Source organism: Pseudomonas sp. gcc21, assembly GCF_012844345.1.
Taxonomy (GTDB): domain Bacteria; phylum Pseudomonadota; class Gammaproteobacteria; order Pseudomonadales; family Pseudomonadaceae; genus Halopseudomonas.
In genome coordinates, this window is the sequence record NZ_CP051625.1 from 3,802,628 (window position 1) to 3,821,363 (window position 18,736).

The 18,736-nt window shown below is 59.2% G+C and carries 19 protein-coding genes; 9 read left to right on the forward strand and 10 right to left on the reverse strand.

Features of this window, described 5'->3' with window-relative positions:
* The first annotated feature begins 5 nt into the window (after positions 1-5).
* Positions 6-989: a DUF4340 domain-containing protein gene (locus tag HG264_RS17665; RefSeq protein WP_169408826.1), complete on the forward strand. Its 984-nt coding sequence runs from the start codon at positions 6-8 to the stop codon at positions 987-989.
* Between the two features lie 57 nt (positions 990-1,046).
* On the opposite strand, the gene trxC is transcribed toward HG264_RS17665, so the two are convergent.
* The 5 genes from trxC to rlmF form a co-directional block, all read right to left on the reverse strand.
* Positions 1,047-1,481 carry a thioredoxin TrxC gene (gene trxC, locus HG264_RS17670; protein WP_169408827.1) on the reverse strand — a complete coding sequence of 145 codons (435 nt, stop codon included), beginning with the start codon at positions 1,479-1,481 and terminating at the stop codon, positions 1,047-1,049.
* A gap of 16 nt (positions 1,482-1,497) precedes the next feature.
* Positions 1,498-1,884 (reverse strand): hypothetical protein, encoded by a 387-nt coding sequence (locus HG264_RS17675; protein WP_169408828.1) that lies wholly within the window; start codon positions 1,882-1,884, stop codon positions 1,498-1,500.
* Positions 1,885-1,895: 11 nt separating this feature from the next.
* A complete protein-coding gene (locus tag HG264_RS17680; RefSeq protein ID WP_169408829.1) occupies positions 1,896-2,699 on the reverse strand; it encodes a putative RNA methyltransferase in 804 nt (267 codons plus the stop codon).
* Entirely contained in the window at positions 2,699-3,835 is a 1,137-nt protein-coding gene (dapE, locus tag HG264_RS17685) for a succinyl-diaminopimelate desuccinylase (RefSeq protein WP_169408830.1), read from the reverse strand. The genes HG264_RS17680 and dapE overlap by 1 nt, the downstream gene beginning before the upstream one ends.
* A 93-nt stretch (positions 3,836-3,928) precedes the next feature.
* Positions 3,929-4,897 carry a 23S rRNA (adenine(1618)-N(6))-methyltransferase RlmF gene (gene rlmF, locus HG264_RS17690; protein WP_169408831.1) on the reverse strand — a complete coding sequence of 323 codons (969 nt, stop codon included), beginning with the start codon at positions 4,895-4,897 and terminating at the stop codon, positions 3,929-3,931.
* A 199-nt stretch (positions 4,898-5,096) separates the two neighbouring features.
* On the opposite strand from rlmF, the gene tcdA reads away from it, so the two are divergent.
* Complete coding sequence (gene tcdA, locus HG264_RS17695) at positions 5,097-5,891, forward strand: tRNA cyclic N6-threonylcarbamoyladenosine(37) synthase TcdA (RefSeq protein WP_169408832.1); 795 nt, start codon at positions 5,097-5,099, stop codon at positions 5,889-5,891.
* 73 nt (positions 5,892-5,964) lie between these two features.
* Here tcdA and dapD read toward each other — a convergent pair whose 3' ends face one another.
* The 5 genes from dapD to map all read right to left on the reverse strand — a co-directional run bounded on the left by dapD (position 5,965) and on the right by map (position 12,221).
* Positions 5,965-6,999, reverse strand: coding sequence for a 2,3,4,5-tetrahydropyridine-2,6-dicarboxylate N-succinyltransferase (gene dapD, locus HG264_RS17700; RefSeq protein ID WP_169408833.1), 1,035 nt, complete (start codon positions 6,997-6,999; stop codon positions 5,965-5,967).
* A 30-nt stretch (positions 7,000-7,029) separates the two neighbouring features.
* Positions 7,030-7,407, reverse strand: a complete 378-nt coding sequence (locus HG264_RS17705; protein WP_256663719.1) for an ArsC family reductase — start codon at positions 7,405-7,407, stop codon at positions 7,030-7,032.
* Positions 7,408-7,491: 84 nt separating this feature from the next.
* On the reverse strand, positions 7,492-8,688 hold the full coding sequence (dapC, locus tag HG264_RS17710) for a succinyldiaminopimelate transaminase (RefSeq protein WP_169408834.1): 1,197 nt from the start codon (positions 8,686-8,688) through the stop codon (positions 7,492-7,494).
* A gap of 12 nt (positions 8,689-8,700) precedes the next feature.
* Positions 8,701-11,403, reverse strand: coding sequence for a [protein-PII] uridylyltransferase (locus HG264_RS17715; RefSeq protein WP_256663720.1), 2,703 nt, complete (start codon positions 11,401-11,403; stop codon positions 8,701-8,703).
* A 29-nt stretch (positions 11,404-11,432) separates the two neighbouring features.
* Complete coding sequence (gene map / locus HG264_RS17720) at positions 11,433-12,221, reverse strand: type I methionyl aminopeptidase (RefSeq protein ID WP_169408835.1); 789 nt, start codon at positions 12,219-12,221, stop codon at positions 11,433-11,435.
* 304 nt (positions 12,222-12,525) lie between these two features.
* Between map and rpsB the strand changes: the two genes are divergently transcribed.
* From rpsB to ispC, 7 genes are all read left to right on the forward strand, one after another.
* On the forward strand, positions 12,526-13,269 hold the full coding sequence (gene rpsB / locus HG264_RS17725) for a 30S ribosomal protein S2 (RefSeq protein WP_169408836.1): 744 nt from the start codon (positions 12,526-12,528) through the stop codon (positions 13,267-13,269).
* A gap of 137 nt (positions 13,270-13,406) precedes the next feature.
* Positions 13,407-14,276, forward strand: a complete 870-nt coding sequence (tsf, locus tag HG264_RS17730) for a translation elongation factor Ts (protein WP_169408837.1) — start codon at positions 13,407-13,409, stop codon at positions 14,274-14,276.
* A gap of 210 nt (positions 14,277-14,486) precedes the next feature.
* On the forward strand, positions 14,487-15,221 hold the full coding sequence (pyrH, locus tag HG264_RS17735) for a UMP kinase (RefSeq protein WP_150300686.1): 735 nt from the start codon (positions 14,487-14,489) through the stop codon (positions 15,219-15,221).
* Between the two features lie 2 nt (positions 15,222-15,223).
* Complete coding sequence (frr, locus tag HG264_RS17740) at positions 15,224-15,781, forward strand: ribosome recycling factor (protein ID WP_169408838.1); 558 nt, start codon at positions 15,224-15,226, stop codon at positions 15,779-15,781.
* Between the two features lie 175 nt (positions 15,782-15,956).
* A complete protein-coding gene (gene uppS, locus HG264_RS17745) occupies positions 15,957-16,712 on the forward strand; it encodes a polyprenyl diphosphate synthase (RefSeq protein WP_169408839.1) in 756 nt (251 codons plus the stop codon).
* A complete protein-coding gene (locus tag HG264_RS17750) occupies positions 16,712-17,527 on the forward strand; it encodes a phosphatidate cytidylyltransferase (protein ID WP_169408840.1) in 816 nt (271 codons plus the stop codon). The genes uppS and HG264_RS17750 overlap by 1 nt, the downstream gene beginning before the upstream one ends.
* Positions 17,524-18,708 (forward strand): 1-deoxy-D-xylulose-5-phosphate reductoisomerase, encoded by a 1,185-nt coding sequence (gene ispC, locus HG264_RS17755; RefSeq protein WP_169408841.1) that lies wholly within the window; start codon positions 17,524-17,526, stop codon positions 18,706-18,708. Before HG264_RS17750 ends, ispC begins: the two co-directional genes overlap by 4 nt.
* The last annotated feature ends 28 nt before the right edge of the window (positions 18,709-18,736 follow it).

Genomic DNA, 18,736 nt, shown 5'->3' on the forward strand with positions numbered 1-18,736 from the left:
CTGCGATGAAAAAGCTGATCGTAGCCTTAGCGCTGCTGACTGTGGCTCTGGTTGTGATTGCCCTGCGTATGCAGGGTAGCGACCGGGTTGCTGATCTGGAAAGCCGCCCGTTGTTGAGCGAGGAACAACTCGCTCAGCTTGCCGAGGTTGAACGCATCACACTGTCGCGTGGCGATGCGTCTGTTGAACTGGTGCGTTCGGGCAAGAACTGGGGCGTTGCCGAACATCACCAATTCCCGGCGCAGCGAGAGCGCCTGGCTGCCTTGCTGCACGCCCTGCGCGGTGCGCGCATTCTTGAGGACCAGACAGCCAATCCCGCGCATCACGCCCGGCTTGGTCTGGATCCGGATGCAGCGAACGCCGAGACACTCGCTGTGAACCTGCTCAAGGGCGACGCGGAAACCACCCTGCTGTACGGCAATACAGTCGGCACCGGTCAGTTGGTGCGCTTTGCCGAGGATGATCAGGTATGGCTGGTCAACCGTCCGCTGAACATGACGGTCAATAGCAATGAGTGGTTGGCTCTCGACGTCATCGATATTCCTATGGAGCAACTGTCCTCGGCACGCTGGGAACATGCTGATGGCGAAATCCTGCAGCTCGACAAGGCCAGGGAAGGGGATTACAACTTCCGTCTGGTCGGGCTGGACCCGGCGCTTCAGGCAGGTAATGAGCGTTGGATCAACAGCATGGTGCTGGCGCTGGCCAACCTGCGGGCGCAAAGTGTCGCGCTACGTGAAGAGCTGGCGTTGAAAGAGCCGCTGCTGCGCATGCAGATGCAAACCTGGCAGGGCGCAAAGCTGCATGCCGACCTGCACGATATCGACGGACGCTATTGGCTGGTGATTGATCGCTTCGTCAGCCCGGAGGAGGTCGAGCTGGAAGTCAACGCCGATGAACGCTGGGCCTATCAATTGGCGATCGGTCAGGTCGAGCAGCTGGTCAAGCGTCACGCGGATATCGTGCGCAACGAGCCGGAGCAGGAGTAACACGTGAGAAAAGCTGCCGGGCCACCCGGCAGCGCGTGTGGGTCAGTCGGGCTGCGCTCAGCCGAGCTGTTGACTGACCCATTGTTTGAATTGCGCTGCAGGCAATGCTCCCGCCATGCGCGTGACTTCCTTGCCCCCACGAATCAGCATCAAGGTCGGAATACTGCGGATACCGTACTGGCCAGCCAGCGCCTGCTCGTCTTCGGTATTGATCTTGACCAGTCTGGCACGAGGTTCAATCGAGGCCGCAGCCTGTTCGAACACGGGAGCGAACTGCAGACAGGGCCCGCACCAGGGCGCCCAGAAGTCGACTATCAGCGGCAGGTCGGCGGAGGCATGGGTGCGGAACTGCGCTGCGTTCAGCGACACCGGCTGGCCGGTAAACAGGGCCTGCTTGCAGACCCCGCAGCGCGGGTCGGCATCCAGCCGGCTGAGGTCGAGGCGATTCTTCCGGTGACAGTGGCCGCAGGCAACGATTATCGGTTGGTTCATCACATCCTCCCCACGTTCAGGGCTTCTGTGCCCAGATGAATTCTGCTTCGCCTTCCTCGTTCACTTTCAGCCAGCGGTCAGCATCGGCATCCCCCTGTTCTTCTGACCAGCCGCCCACCGAACAGCGAACCTCGTGACCCGTAGCCGCCTGAATGGCGCGCGCGCAGTCGAGATCGGTTTCCCAGGGGGTAGCGTCGCTATCGAACCAGACGCTGGCCCATTTCCCCGCCGCTTTGCGCACGATCATCACTGGAATCGCCTGACCGTTCAGCCTCAGGGTGCCGTGCCGGGTAAGGCCGTTCCATGCCTTGAGTTCCAGGCCGTCGAAAGTCTGTTCCAACCAGCTGGTCAGTGCGTCGAGATGCTCTTCACGCAGGTAAATCTCTACATCAGGTTGTCGCACGGATATTCCTCTCAGCAACGTTGCAGCAGAACCATACGCATGGCCACCTCGAGCCCCGAGAGCCCTGAATCCAGCAGGGTCTGCTGGCGTTCGGGACGGCTGCGGAAGCCATGTGGTGTCATGCCGATCAGGCTGGCCAGATCAGCTGGCTTCAGATCAAGAGCATAGCGCAGGACCTCGTCATTGACGATGCGCAGGCCTTCGGGGAGTTGTTTTATCAGCTCGGGCGTCGGATGAATGCTGTCGTAGAGTTTCTCGCGCAGGCTCAGCAGGTGATTGGCGTCAGGGCCAACCAGCAGGATATGCCCGCCAGGCTTTACGCTGCGCAAGCATTCATCCCAGGACCAGGGGCTGAACACGCAGAGCGCGGCGTCGAGACTGCCATCGGCGACCGGCAGGCGCGCGCTGGAGGCGACCATCCACCGGATCGAGCGGCTGCGGCGACAGGCCTTGATGACGGCGTCCTTGCTGATGTCCAGCCCGCCCACGGCGGTTTCGGGCAGGGCCGCGGCCAGACGTTGTGTGTAATAGCCTTCGCCGCAGCCCATATCCAGCAGCGTGCCTGGCGCCCGCTCGGCAAACAGCCGATTGATCGCGTCGCTCACCGGTTGGTAATGCCCTGCATCCAGAAATGCCTGGCGGCACGCCAGCATCCCGGGCGTATCCCCTGGTTGGCGACTGTTCTTGTGCTGAACCAGTAAAAGGTTCAGATAGCCCTGCCGGGCCTGGTCATAGCTATGGCCGTTGATACAGCGCCAGTTGCGCTCAACGGCGGTCAATGGCTCGCGGCAGTGTGGACAGATCAGCTCAAGCATCAGCACAGCAACTGTTCAAGGGTGGCCTGATAGATATCGGTCAGCGTGTCCAGATCCGCTGCGGACACGTGTTCGTTGAGCTGATGGATGGTGGCGTTTAGGGGACCTAGCTCGACGACCTGGGTACCCATGGTGGCAATGAAGCGTCCATCGGAGGTGCCACCAGAAGTCGATGGTTGGGTATCGCGACCGGTGACCTGACGGATTGCCGCCGAGACGCCATTGAGCAGGGCGCCGGGTTCGGTGAGAAAGGGCAGGCCGGAGACCGTCCATTCCAGATCATAATCCAGGCCGTGTTGATCGAGGATATCGGTTACCCGCAGCTGCAAACCTTCGACGGTGGATTCGGTGGAGAAACGGAAATTGATCAGCGCTTCGAGTTCGCCGGGCACCACGTTGGTCGCGCCTGTTCCTGCATTGATATTGGATATCTGAAAGCTCGTCGGCGGGAAGAACTCATTACCTGCATCCCAGGTTTCCTGCGCCAGCGTCGCCAGCGCCGGCGCGGCCAGATGGATCGGGTTGCGTGCCAGGTGCGGATAAGCAACGTGCCCCTGCTTGCCCTTGATCACCAGCCGGGCATTGAGTGAGCCACGCCGGCCATTCTTGACGATGTCGCCGACCGCTTCGGTGCTGGATGGCTCGCCGACGATGCACCAGTCCACTTTTTCGCCGCGCTCGACCAGGGTTTCAACCACCTTGACGGTCCCTTCTGTAGCGGGCCCCTCTTCATCGCTGGTGATCAGAAAGGCAATCGATCCCTTGTGGTCAGGGTGCGCTGCTACAAAGCGCTCAACCGCAACAACCATCGCCGCCAGGCTACCTTTCATATCCGCCGCGCCGCGTCCCCAGAGCATGCCGTCACGTATCACCGGCTCGAAGGGAGGCTGCGCCCAGCGCTCCACAGGCCCTGTCGGCACGACATCGGTGTGCCCGGCGAAGCACAGCACGGGGCCTTCGGTACCACGCCGCGCCCACAGGTTGTTCACGTCGCCGAAGCGCATGGATTCCAGCCTGAAGCCGACCGCCGCCAGGCGCTCGCCCATGAGTGCTTGGCAACCGGCGTCCTCCGGCGTTGTCGAATCGCGGGAGATGAGGTCGCAGGCCAGAGAAAGGGTAGGGGACAGGTCGGTCATGGGCTCGGTTCGCAGGTCATTGAATTCCGCGGCATGATACCAGACTCACTTCTGTTGCCGTTTGATCGCGGCTGTGATCAAACGCGAGGCGTTCTAGCTCCAGCGTGCTTTGCGCCAGGCGCGACGTTGTTTCTTGTCGAGGAACGTCCAGGCCAGCATCCGGCTGTGCTTGAGGCCTTGTGTCATCGGCACCACGCGTATGTCACGCGCGCCCAGATCGCGCAATTGCTGTTGCAGTTCGTCCAGGTTGGCGCCCTTGGAAACCAGGCTGCTGAACCAGAACACCGAGCTGGCGTATTCACTGCTCTCTTTTACCAGGCGACCGAGAAAGCCAATTTCGCCGCCACTGCAGTACAGCTCACTGGCCTGACCGCCAAAGCTTTGGTGCGGCGTGAGCTGTTTGCCGTGTTGTTCCTCAAGATTGCGCCATTTGCGCTTGTTGGCCTGCCGGGCTGTCTGAGCGTCGGGATAAAACGGAGGATTGCACAGGGTGAAGTCGAAGCGCTCCCCGGTGCCGACAATGTTGTGCAACAGCTTGTCATTATCCGGCTGCAGACGCAGCTCTATCTGATCCGCCAGCGATGGGTTGCCATCTATAATGCGCCGCGCGTTCGCCAGCGCTGGTGCGTCAATATCAACCCCTACAAAGCGCCAGCCATAATCACGATTGCCGATCAACGGATAGATGAGGTTGGCACCGGTACCGATGTCCAGGCCCTGTAACGTCGGGCCACGTGGAATCTGCCCGTCGTGACTTTCCCCGATCAGATCGGCCAGGGCATGCACGTAATCGGCCCGGCCGGGCACGGGCGGGCACAAATAACCAGGGGGAATGTCCCAATCCTGAACGCCGTAGTGGTGCTGGAGCAGCGCTCGATTGAGCGCTTTGACGGCCGTGGGGTTGGTGAAGTCCAGGGTGAGGTTGTGTTTCTTGCCCGGTATGAGGTATTCGAGCAGCTCAGGCCGCAACTTGCCCAGCGTCTTGAAGTCGTAGCGGCCCTGGTGGCGGTTGCGCGGATGCAGGGCGGCTGTCGGTTTACGGGATGCGGACTGGCTGGACATGGAAAACTCTCGGAAAAGAACGACAGGATACAGGACGGCGGGATCAAAGCAGAATCGGTGTCATGGCAGTGTAGCGAGCTTCGCCAGACAAGCCCGATCATGCTTCTGCATTTTCATGCACCGCGTCAACGCGGGCTGATCCCTGCCCTGGCAACCAGGTCGCTGCGTTATACTTCGCGGAGTTGATGATGAGGTGCGCATGAGTACAGATGATCCCCGTTTCGGTGGCATTGCCCGGCTGTATGGTAACGAGGGGCTGGCGCGTCTGCGTGACAGTCATGTTGCAGTCGTGGGCATCGGTGGTGTGGGCTCCTGGGCAGCCGAAGCCCTGGCCCGCACGGGTATCGGACAGATCACGCTGATTGATCTCGATGAGGTGTGCCAGACCAATACCAACCGGCAGCTGCCGGCATTGGAAGGGCAGATCGGCCGCCCCAAGGTTGATGTAATGGCGGAACGCTTGCGGGCAATAAACCCCGATTGTCAGGTTAGCGCGATCATGGATTTCGTGACGGAAAGCACCTTGCCCCAGTACATTATTGAAGAGCTCGATGCAGTGGCCGATTGCATCGATAGCGTCAATTCCAAGGTGGCGCTGATTGCCTGGTGCCGACGCAGACGTATTCCTATCGTTACGGCTGGCGGCGCCGCCGGGCAGATCGACCCGACCCAGATCAAGGTGGCGGATCTGTCGAAAACCACCAATGACCCGCTCGCTGCCAAGGCGCGCTCGCAGTTGCGACGCAACCATAACTTCCCCAAGGCCGAGAGCAAACGCAGCTTTGGTGTGCCCTGTGTCTATTCGACCGAACAGTTGCGCTACCCGTCATCCGACGGCGGGGTGTGCCGGCAGAAAACCTTCAATGGCGAGACGGTAAAGCTCGATTGCGAGGGAGGGATTGGGGCCGTTTCGATGGTCACCGGGGCCTTCGGATTGAACGTTTCGGCAAAGATCGTTGAGAGGTTGCTGCGCGGCGTCAAGCTGGACGTATAGCGGGGAGTTAAGGCGGCAGAGACGTTCAGGCATGACCAGACGCCCGGCTCAACCGGGCGTCTGGCGTTCAGGCTCAGTTATGTGCGTGCAGCATATCGTTGAGCTGGATGGCGCTCTTGTTGGTTTTGCATTCAATGGCACCGGTCTGCGAGTTGCGACGGAACAGCAGATCCGTCTGGTTCGCCAGGTCACGGGCCTTGACCGTTTCCACCAGATTGTCGGCATCGTCCAGCAACGCAACCTTGATACCCGCCGTGATGTACAGGCCTGCCTCGACAGTGCAGCGGTCGCCCAGCGGGATACCGATACCGGCATTGGCGCCGATCAGGCAGCCTTCGCCAACAGAGATCACGATGTTGCCGCCACCGGACAGGGTGCCCATGGTGGAGCAGCCGCCGCCCAGGTCCGAACCCTTGCCAACGAACACGCCAGCGGAGATTCGTCCTTCGACCATGCTGGTGCCGGCTGTCCCACCGTTGAAGTTGATGAAGCCTTCATGCATGACCGTGGTGCCTTCCCCGACATAGGCGCCCAGGCGCACCCGTGCGGTATCGGCAATGCGTACTCCGCTGGGAACGACGTACTCGGTCATCGACGGGAATTTGTCGATGCTGTGTACATTCAGGGTCTCACCTTTCAGGCGTGCAGCCAGCTGGCGCTGGGGTAGCTCATTCACATCGATGGCGCCGTGGTTTGTCCAGGCAACGTTCGGCAGCAACGGGAAGATACCCGCCAGTACCACGCCGTGGGGCTTGACCAGGCGGTGCGACAGCAGATGCAGCTTCAGATACGCCTCGGGTGTGGACGAGGGCGCTTCGTCAGTTGCCAGAACGGTTGCTACCAGCGGCTTGTTGCTGCTGGTCAGCTGAGCGACAAGGGCACCCGTTTCGGCGAAGCCGGCTGCTTCGATGGCTTTGCCCAGTGTCTCGCACTGGCTCGGAGAAACGGCTATTGCCTGGTTGCCGCCTTCGTAGCCGAGGTGCTCAGCCACTACCTTCAACAGCGCGCTGTCAGGGTTGAGCAGGGGCTGGGGGTAGAACACCTCCAGCCAGTCACCTGCACTGTTCTGGGTTCCGATGCCGAAGGCCAGGCTGAAACATTCGCTCATGGGGGTATTCCTTTGCATGGTTCGTGGAGATCAATCGAAAGCGCGTGCGTAAAGCTCGGGCTTGAAGCCCACCAGGCGTTCCGAGCCGATATCGAGTACCGGTCTCTTGATCATTGAAGGGTTGGCTTGCATCAGTGCAACAGCCTTGTCGGTGTCTATGTCCTGCTTGTCTGCGTCGGCAAGCTTGCGGAAGGTGGTGCCTTGACGATTGAGAATCTTTTCCCAGCCATGCTCGTTGCACCAGGCATTGAGTCGCTCAGCGTCGATGCCTTCCTTCTTGTAATCAAGGAAGCGATAAGCAATGCCCTGCTCGTCGAGCCAGGTACGGGCTTTCTTCATGGTGTCGCAAGCCTTGATGCCGTACAGGCAAATCGGGCTGGCGTCACGGCTGGATAGTTCGTCAGACACGGGCGTCTCCCTAAAGGCCGGGGCCGAAAAAACGAGGGCCGGATTATGCCACGTCGGTGCTGCGGCTGTCAGGCAGCGTGCAATTCAGAGACTTTCCACGAAGCGCCGGATGCGTTGCGCAGCCTCGATGCAGTCGGCCAGCGGCGCGACCAGCGCCATGCGCACGCGTCCGGCACCCGGGTTATAGCCGTCCACGTCACGTGACAGATAACGCCCCGGTACCACCGATACGTTTTGCTCGGCAAGCAAGCGGCGAGTGAAGCTCTCATCATCTATCGGTGTTTTCGGCCAGAGATAGAAGCCTGCATCCGGACGTTGTACGTCGAGCACGTCACCGAGAATATCCAGCACCGCGTCGAACTTGGCCTGGTATTGCTCGCGGTTATCCTCCACGTGTTTCTCGTCCTGCCAGGCAGCAATACTCGCCAGCTGGGTCTGCACCGGCATGGCGCAGCCGTGATAGGTCCGATAGGTCAGGTAAGGTTTCAGCAGATTGGCATCCCCGGCGACGAATCCTGAACGCAGGCCAGGCAGGTTCGAGCGTTTGGACAGGCTATGAAATACCACGCAGCGGGCGAAGTCATTCCGGCCCATGTCGGCACACGCCTGCAGCAGACCGACCGGAGCCGGCTGGCCAGGCGTGTAGATTTCGCTGTAGCACTCATCCGAAGCGATGATGAAGTCGTGCTGATCAGCCAGGCGGATCAATTGCTGTAGTGTTTCCAGGTCTATCACCGCTCCGGTGGGGTTGCCCGGCGTGCAGATGAACAGCAGCTGGCAGCGCTGCCAAACGTCTGCGGGAACGGCCGAGAAATCAGGCACGAAGTGATTGGAAGCATCACACGCCAGATAGTGCGGCTCTACCCCGGCCAGAAACGCTGCGCCTTCATAAATCTGATAAAAAGGATTCGGGCTGACTACCAGGCCCTGCGGATCACGCCTGACCGCGGCCTGTGTAAAAGAAAACAAGGCTTCGCGGGTGCCATTCACCGGAATCACATTGGCATCGGGACTCAGACTGCCGGCCGGCAGATCGAAGCGGCGGGTAAGCCAGTCGGCGATGGAAGTGCGCAGCTCCGGGGTGCCAGCGGTGGTCGGGTAAACCGCGGCCTTGGCGAGATTCTGGCTCAGCGCATCCAACACAAACTCGGGCGAGGCATGCTTGGGCTCACCGATGGATAGCGCGATCGGGCGCAGCGCCGGATTGGCTACGACGTCGACGATCAACGCACGCAGTTTCTCGAACGGGTAGGGCTGCAGGCGTTGCAGATCGGTGTTCATCCGAAGATTTCCTTAATGCCGGGTCGCGATGTCATGCGAGCGGTTGTGATCAGATTGATAGTTGGAACCCAGGGTTTCGACAATGGTGGACTGCAGGCTGGCGCACAGATCCGGGTCCGATAACGGCTCATTGTTGGCATCGGTGAGGACGAATACGTCGTCTACACGTTCGCCCAGCGTGACGATTTTGGCGTTCTGCACGCTGATATCGAAATCCAGGAAAATCTTGCCCATGCGCGCCAGCAAGCCCGGACGGTCAGGTGCGCTGAGCTCGAGGATTGTGTGCTGACCGCCGTGATCGTTGAAGATGGTGACCTCGGGCGGAAAGGCGAAATGCTTGAGCTGGCGCGCGACGCGGCGCTGAATGATGGACGGATAGGAGTCAGGATCAGACAGTGCGTCAACCAGGCCCCGTTTGATCTGCTTGATGCGCTCAGGATTGTCGCCAATGGATTCGCCGTCGGCGTCCAGAACGATGTAGTTGTCCAGGCTGAACCGCCCCGTCGAGGTAATGACGCGGGCATCCTGAATGCTCAGGTTGAGCTGATCCATCGCGGCAACTGTCACGGCAAACAGGTCGTTCTGCTCGGGGGTATAGATGAAGATCTGCGTCGCTCCTTCAAACTCGCGCTGAGCGGTCTCCTTGATCAGCACTAGCGGTACGTGCTTGTCGGCATGCTGCGCGATAGCTTCGGTGTGCCAGGCGATATCGTTGGCGGTATGCCGAAGGAAATAGTCTTCTCCCAGGTGCTCCCAGAGCGCCTCGACGTCTTCTTCGTCTATGCCGCTACGCACCAGAATGTCCAGCGCCGCCTGCTGGGTCTGATGGATATGCTCGTCCCGGTTGGGCGGATTTTCCAGTCCGCGGCGCAGCGCTCGCTTGGTTTCGGTATACAGCTGACGCAGCAGGGAGGCGCGCCACGAATTCCACAGGGTCGGGTTGGTGGCGTTGATATCGGCGATGGTCAGCACGTACAAGTAATCCAGGCGTACCTGATTGCCCACGCGCAGCGCGAAATCATGAATGATCTGTGGATCGGAAATGTCCTTGCGCTGCGCTGTAGTGGACATCAGCAGATGATTGCCCACCAACCAGCTGACCAGATGGGTATCCCACGCGGGCAGCTTATGGCGTTTGCAGAAAATTTCGGCATCCACGGCGCCCAGCTCGGAGTGGTCTCCGCCCCGGCCCTTGGCGATATCGTGATATAGCCCGGCCATGTACAGCAGATCCGGCTTGGGCAGGCGATTGAATATGCGCCATGCCAGCGGGTACTTCTCCTGGTAATCAGCGTATCCCAGCTTGCGCAGGTGCTTGATCAGGTTGAGCGTATGCGCGTCGACGGTATAGATGTGAAAGAGGTCGTGCTGCATCTGTCCGACGATCTTGCCGAACTCAGGCAGGTAGCGTCCCAGAATCCCGTAGCGATTCATTCGTCGCAGATTGCGATGGATGCCCTGCCGGCAACGCAGCAACTCGATGAACAGGCTGGTGTTCTGGATATCGCTGCGAAAATCATCGTCAATGAGATGCCGATGGTCGCGTAATAGCCGGATAGTCCCCGCGCGCACGCCACGTATCTCAACGTGCTGGGCCATCAGCAGGAAAATCTCAAGCAGCGCGGAGGGGGTGCGTTTGAAAACCTGCTCGTCCGTTACCTCAATGTAATGATCGCGGATGCGAAAACGGTCATTGAGCGGGGTGATGTCCGCAGCTTCGGCATCGCGCAGCAGAATCTCCTCGAAGTGCTGCATCAGCAGATCATTCAGCTGCGACAGAGACATCACCACCCGGAAGTAACGCTGCATGAAGCTTTCGACGCCGAGCTTGGTGTCGTTGTCTTCATAGCCGAGCAACTGGGCGAGGGCGCGCTGATGGTCGAACAGCAGGCGATCTTCAGCGCGGCCCGCCAGATGGTGCAGCGCGAAGCGTACCTTCCACAGAAAAGCCTGGCCGGATGCGAGGATCTGATACTCGGGCTCGTTGACGAAGCCACGGTCAACCAGCTGACGCAGGTCGCTGGTACCGAAATGACGGAGTGCCACCCAGCCAATGGTCTGGATGTCACGCAGGCCACCCGGGGAGCCTTTGACGTTGGGTTCCAGGTTGTATTCGGTGTCGTTGAACTTGGCGTGGCGCGCCTGCTGTTCCGCCCGCTTGGCGCGGAAGAACTCAGCGTCACTCCACATCTTATCGGTGCCGATGTTGGCGATCATTGCCTGGCGCAGGTCTTCGTCGCCGGCCAGGGTGCGCGACTCCATCAGATTGGTGATGACGGTAATGTCGGCGCGTGCCTCTTCCTGACACTGGGCAACCGAACGCACACTCTGTCCCACTTCCAGCCCTATGTCCCAGAGCAACATCAGAAATTCTTCGATGGAGTCGCGGTAGGCGTCTGCGTTGTCGTCACGCAACAGAATCAGAAGGTCGATATCGGAATGGGGGTGCAGCTCACCGCGACCATAACCGCCGACGGCCAGCAGGGCGATATTCGGATCCTGCGCGCAGGCCAGCCGGCTCCAGGCCTGGGTGAGTATCTGATCGGTAAACCAGGCCCGGTCGTGCACCAGCTTGCGTATGTCGCGGCCGCCATTGAAGCGCACTTTGAGGACGTGGTCGGCATGCTTGATAGCTTTCTTGAAGGCGGCGACAGGGCTGCTCTTCAGGGCCAGCTCAGCTTGAAACTGGCCCCGGTCGAAAAGTTCGTGATCCACGGTAATGCCCTCGGTATGGCGTGCGCCGCTTACCTGAAGCTCTCTTCCTTACGCAGGGTAAGTACTTCATAGCCATCGGCGGTGACCAGTACAGTGTGTTCCCACTGCATGGACATCTTGCGGTCCTTGGTGATGGCGGTCCAGCCATCGCCCAGCAGGCGGGTTTCGGCGCGGCCCTGGTTGATCATTGGCTCGATGGTGAAGGTCATGCCTTCTTTCAGTTCGATTCCAGTGCCGGCGCGGCCATAATGCAGCACCTGGGGCTCTTCGTGGAATACCTTGCCGATGCCGTGACCGCAATATTCGCGCACGACACTGTAATGATTGGCGTGAGCGTGGGTCTGGATCACGTGGCCGATGTCTCCGAGGCGAGCGCCGGGACGGACCACCGAGATACCTTTATACATACATTCCTGCGTGACCCGGGCGAGCCGCTCCATCCACTCGGGCACATCACCCACCAGAAACATCTTGCTGGTGTCGCCGTGGTAGCCATCCTTGATAACGGTAACGTCGATGTTGAGTGCGTCACCGCTCTTCAGTGGTTTCTCGTTGGGGATACCATGGCAGACGACGTGGTTGATCGAGGTGCATATGGACTTGGGGAAAGGGATCCGGTCGGGCGCGCCACCGTAGTTCAGAGGGGCGGGGATGGCCTTCTGCACGTTGACGATGTAGTCGTGGCAGATACGGTCCAGCTCTTCCGTTGTAACGCCCGGTCTGACATGCTCACCGATCATCTCCAGGACTTCAGCGGCCAGCCGACCAGCGATGCGCATACCGGCGATATCTTCCGGAGTCTTGATGGTAACTGTCATTGGTTGGGCTCTCTCGATTACGACGCCTGAACTGGCGTGGGGGCTAAACAAGCTCCGCAGTTTATCAGACATGCAGGGGGGTGTTCACCAGCCATGCGGGAGGTAGGTGTGATGACCGTCCGGCAACTTCTTATTTCCGCAGCTCTCTCGATATGGTATAAAGCGCCGCGCCTGGGAGAACTCAACTATCTGCACTCAGGCGAAAACTGAAACCGCACACGTATCGACACATTGTCCTGGGTGCCCTTCGGGGTTGGACTCTGGGATACGTGGAGGCTCAACCCGATATATATTTGGAGCTGTCATGACTCAAGTATCAATGCGCGATATGCTGAAGGCCGGTGCGCACTTCGGCCACCAGACCCGTTACTGGAACCCGAAGATGGGCAAGTACATCTTCGGCGCTCGCAACAAGATCCACATCATCAACCTTGAAAAGACCATGCCCCTGTTCCACGACGCTCTGAGCTTCGTTGAAAAGCTGGCTTCCGGTAAGAACAAGGTATTGTTTGTTGGCACCAAGCGCGCTGCCAGCAAGATCATTGCTGAAGAAGCCACCCGTGCCGGCATGCCGTATGTCGATCACCGCTGGTTGGGCGGCATGCTCACCAACTACAAGACCATCCGTGCTTCCATCAAGCGTCTGCGTGACCTTGAAACTCAGTCCCAGGACGGCACTTTCTCCAAGCTGACCAAGAAAGAGGCGCTGATGCGTACTCGCGATCTGGAAAAGCTGGATCGTGGTCTGGGCGGTATCAAGGATATGGGCGGCCTGCCTGACGCAATGTTCGTTATCGACGTTGAGCACGAGCGCATTGCTATCACCGAAGCCAACAAGCTGGGCATCCCGGTTATCGGTATCGTTGATACCAACAGCAGCCCGGACGGCATCGATTACGTCATCCCGGGTAACGACGACGCTATCCGCGCGATCCGTCTGTACGCAGCAGCCATGGCTGATGCTGTGCTGAGCGGCAAGAACAACACCGGCGGCGCCGACGAGTTCGTTGAAGAGTCCGCACCGGCTGCTGAGGCACCTCAGGGCTAAGGGCTCGCGGCGAGGTTCAAGCCGTATTGAAAAGGGGGCTATGCCCCCTTTTTTGCCATATCTTTTTGCAACACTGATACGGCTGTCTGCGAATTTCCCGGGCAGCTCAAAATCAAGCAATTCAGAGGAATATCTCTATGACACAGATTACTGCAGCCATGGTTAAAGAACTGCGCGAGCGCACTGGCCAGGGCATGATGGATTGCAAAAAGGCGCTCAACGCTGCCGGCGGCGATATCGAAAAAGCGATTGACGACATGCGTGCTGCGGGTTCGATCAAGGCTGCCAAAAAAGCAGGCAACATTGCTGCTGAAGGCGCTATCGCGGTCAAGGTTGCTGATGACAACAAGACTGCTGTGATCATCGAAGTCAATTCTCAGACCGACTTCCTGGCGCTGCAGGACGACTTCAAGGGTTTTGTTAATGAGACTCTGGATAAGGCCTTCGCTGCCGGTTATACCGACGCCGCGCCGCTGATCGCTGATCAGGAAAGCGCCCGTGAAGCGCTGGTGGCCAAGACTGGCGAGAACGTCAATATCCGTCGTCTGACCCGCATCGAGGGCGACGTGATCGGCGCCTACCTGCACGGTCACCGTATCGGTGTTGTCGTTACCCTGAATGGCGGCACTGTCGAGCTGGCGCGTGATATCGCCATGCACGTAGCGGCAAGCAATCCGCAGTTCCTTGATCCTTCCCAGGTGTCCGAGGAAGCGATTGCCAAGGAAAAGGAAATTTTCCTGGCGCTGAATGCCGAGAAGATTGCCGGCAAGCCGGATAATATCGTCGAGAACATGGTCAAGGGCCGGATCAACAAGTTCCTGTCCGAAGCCAGCCTGGTTGACCAGCAGTTCGTCAAGGATCCTGAAGTCAAGGTCGGCGAACTGGCCAAGAAGGCCGGTGCCGAGATCGTTTCCTTCGTTCGTTTCGAAGTGGGTGAAGGGATCGAGCGCGCTGAAGTTGACTTCGCTGCAGAGGTTGCGGCTCAGCTCGAAGCGTCCAAGAAGTAAGATCCGTGCCGTTTAACCAGCGCACAGCGGTCGCTCTGAAAGAGCGTCTGTAATAAGGTTGATCAGAGGCTTCCCGCGTAGGCGGGAGGCCTCTTTTTTAGGAAACACTGAACAAGTAATCATCAGGAGTGTCTAGGGATGCGCTGAACAGCGCTCCCATGGTGAGACTTGTTGAGTTTTTTCTCCATTCCCACAGCAGGAGAGTCAAGCATGGCCCAGGTACCCAGCAGTCGCCAGCCCAAATATAAAAGGATCCTTCTAAAGCTCAGCGGTGAAGCGCTGATGGGCACTGAAGAGTTCGGTATTGATCCAAAGGTTCTGGATCGTATGGCCTTGGAAGTGGGGCAGCTGGTAGGTATCGGTGTCCAGGTTGGTCTGGTGATCGGTGGCGGTAACCTGTTCCGTGGCGCTGCGCTGCACGCCGTTGGCATGGACCGTGTCACAGGCGACCACATGGGCATGCTGGCCACTGTCATGAACGGCCTGGCCATGCGCGACGCGCTCGAACGCTCCAATATCCAGACCCGGGTGATGTCCGCCATTACCATGGAAGGCGTTACCGAACATTACGACCGGCGCAAGGCCATGCGCTACCTTGCCGGGGGCGACGTGGTAATATTTTCCGCCGGGACCGGCAACCCCTTCTTTACCACTGATACTGCTGCCTGCTTGCGCGGCATCGAAGTGGACGCCGATGTGGTCCTCAAGGCCACCAAGGTCGACGGGGTGTACAACGCTGATCCGATGAAAGACCCGAACGCCGAACGTTTCGATAAGCTGACCTACGACCAGGTCCTGGATCTCAAGCTGGGTGTGATGGATCTGACTGCCATTTGCCTGATCCGCGATCACAAGATGCCGTTACGGGTATTTAACATGAACAAGCCCGGCGCGCTGCTGAATGCAGTAGTAGGAAGCGCCGAGGGAACTCTGATCGAGGACTAGTAATGATCAACGAAATCAAGAAAGACGCGCAGGAGCGCATGAAGAAGTCGGTGGAATCGCTGGAGCATGCCTTTGCCAAGATTCGCACTGGTCGCGCTCATCCGAGCATTCTCGACACGGTCATGGTCTCCTACTACGGAGCCGATACGCCGCTACGGCAGGTCGCCAACGTGAACGTTGAAGATTCCAGAACGTTGGCGCTTACCGTTTTTGACCGGAGCATGATTCAGGCCGTTGAAAAGGCAATCATGACGTCTGATCTGGGCCTTAATCCGTCCACCGCCGGTACGACCATCCGCGTGCCGATGCCGGCTCTGACTGAAGAAACCCGCAAGGGCTACACCAAGCAGGCTCGCTCCGAAGCCGAGAACGCCCGCGTAGCGGTGCGGAATATCCGTCGTGATGCTTTGGGTCAGTTGAAGGATCTGCAGAAAGAGAAAGAGATCAGCGAGGACGAAGAACGTCGTGCCGCTGACGAAGTGCAGAAGCTGACAGACAAATTCATCGCCGAGGTCGACAAGGCATTGGAAGCCAAGGAAGCGGATCTGATGGCCATCTAAGGAAGCCTCTGAAGAACGTAGCGAGCGTCAGGCAAGGCGAAATCCGACAAAACGCGCACCGGCTGGGGTACCAGCGTACGGGTTGCAAATGCGCATTTGAGTGGGTTTCAACACAGCATGACTGCGTGCAGTCGTTATTCAGGGTCATCCTGCGGTCCTCATCCCAAGTGATGATATGAAACAACAGACAGTAATCAGCCCTTCATCACCCGACAATCCGCGGCATGTTGCGATCATCATGGATGGTAACAACCGCTGGGCACGCAAACGCTTCATGCCTGGGGTGGCAGGTCACAAGGCAGGTGTCGACGCCGTCCGCGCGGTGATCGAGGTGTGCGCCGAAGAAGGCGTTGAGGTGCTTACCTTGTTCGCCTTCTCCAGTGAGAACTGGAGTCGTCCTGAAGAGGAAGTCGGCGCGCTGATGGAGTTGTTCCTGCGCGCGTTACGGCGCGAAGTACGCAAGTTGAGTGAGAATGGCATTCGCCTGCGCATTATCGGTGACCGTTCCAGATTCTCGGCTGAACTTCAGAAGGCCATGGCAGATGCCGAGGCGGTGACAGCGAAGGGTCGCCGTATGACTCTGGTCGTCGCAGCGAACTATGGCGGTAAATGGGACATGGCTCAGGCTGCCAGAGCGCTCGCCAGTGACGCGGCGGCTGGCCGGATTGATCCGGCGAACATCGCGGAAGACGACTTTCAGGCTCGCTTGAGCACGGCAGAATGGCCTTTGCCTGACCTGTGTATCCGTACCGGTGGTGAGCGACGCATCAGCAACTTCCTGTTGTGGCAGCTCGCGTACGCCGAGCTGTATTTTTCCGATCTGTACTGGCCGGATTTCAAGCATGAAGCCATGCGCGGCGCGTTGGCCGATTTTGCCGGTCGTCAGCGTCGTTTCGGTAAAACCAGCGAACAAATAGCGGCGGAATCCTGATGTTGATGCAGCGAGTGATAACCGCGGTGGTCCTCGCGCCGCTGGCCGTCGCCGGCTTTGTTTTGCTGGATGGTGCCTGGTTTGCATTGTTTGTCGGCGCGATCGTGACGCTGGCGGCCTGGGAATGGGCGAGGCTGGGCGGCGAAACAACGCAGAAAGGTCGGATCATCTACGCGGTTGCGGTCGCATTGCTGCTGGTGGGGCTGTACCGGGACAGCTGGCCTGCGCAATATGTCCTGTTTCCGGCGCTCGCCTGGTGGATCGTCGCTACGCTACTGATCATGCGCTATCCCAAGGGGCGCGGTTTGTGGGCCGGATCAATGATCTGCCAGTTATTCGGTTTGCTGGTATTGCTTCCAGCCTGGTATGGCCTGGTCTGGCTCAAGGCACAGGACAATGGCCTATGGTTGATTCTGGCGACCATGGTCCTGGTCTGGGGCGCTGATATCGGTGCCTATTTCGCGGGTAAGACCTGGGGTCGCCGCAAGCTGCGCCCCGCGGTGAGCCCTGGCAAAACCCTTGAGGGATTGTTGGGTGGCGTGCTCTTCACCCAGCTGTTGACGCTGATCGCTCTGATCTATCTGGGTTGGAGTGCAGGCTCGGTGGTTCTGGGGCTCCTCGGCGCGCTGCTTGTTGTGTTGTTCTCAGTCGTAGGGGATCTGACCGAAAGCCTGTTCAAGCGTGAGCAGGGCCTCAAGGACAGCAGTAATCTGCTTCCCGGACATGGCGGCGTAATGGACAGGGTCGACAGTCTGACTGCAGCCATACCGGTCTTCGCCCTGTATTGGTTGTTTATCGGGAGTACGCTGGGGTGACGCCTACCTGGATCAGCGTATTGGGTGCCACCGGCTCGATCGGTGTCAGTACTCTCGACGTTATAGCCCGGCATTCCGATCGCTACAGAGTGTTTGCCCTCACCGGGCACAGCCGTATGCGGGAATTGGCCGAGCAATGCATGACGCACCAGCCGCGTTATGCCGTCGTGGCCGATGAATCCCAGGCTAAGGCGTTGCAGGCCACGTTGTCCGCCGCGGCATCGTTGACTGAAGTGCTGTATGGGCCAGAGTCGCTGGCCTGGGTCGCAGCGCACGAACAGACCGATGTCGTAATGGCTGCCATCGTCGGGGCGGCCGGTTTGCAACCGACCATGGCAGCGGCGCATGCCGGTAAAAAGGTTCTGCTGGCAAACAAGGAAGCCCTGGTTATGGCCGGCGCCTTGTTGATGGACGCGGTGAAGACGTCCGGTGCGCGGTTGTTGCCTATTGATAGCGAACACAACGCCATATTCCAGTGCATGCCCGAGCGCTATGCGGACGGGCTTCAGCGTGTGGGCGTGCGGCGTATTCTGCTGACTGCTTCCGGCGGGCCTTTTCGTGGGTTCAGTCGTGAACAGCTGGAAAGCGTAAGCCCGGAACAGGCTTGCGCTCATCCAAACTGGTCAATGGGCCAGAAGATTTCAGTGGACTCGGCGAGCATGATGAACAAGGGCCTGGAGCTGATCGAGGCCTGTTGGTTGTTCGATGCCCATCCGGCGCAGGTTGAAATAGTGGTGCACCCGCAGAGTGTTGTGCACTCGCTGGTCGATTATGTCGATGGATCGGTTTTGGCTCAGATGGGAAACCCGGATATGCGCACGCCCATTGCCCATGCGCTGGCGTGGCCTGAGCGGATTGATTCGGGTGTCAGCCCGCTTGATCTGCTCAGTGTTGCCCGTCTTGATTTCGAAGCGCCGGATCCAGAGCGCTTCCCTTGCCTTCGTCTGGCCAGGCAGGCTGCCGAAGCCGGCGGTACCGCCTGCGCCATTCTCAATGCGGCCAATGAAGTGGCGGTAGAAGCCTTTCTGGCGCGGCGCATTGGCTTTACCTCGATCCCTGTTATTATCGAGCACACCCTGAGTCGTCAGGCTTGCGAGCCTGTACGGGATCTCGAGCACGTTCTACAGGCCGATCGTCTGGCGAGACAACACGCCGCTGACTGGTTGGCCCTCCAAGATTGAACCGGAGTTGTCCGCGCGAGCGGAACCT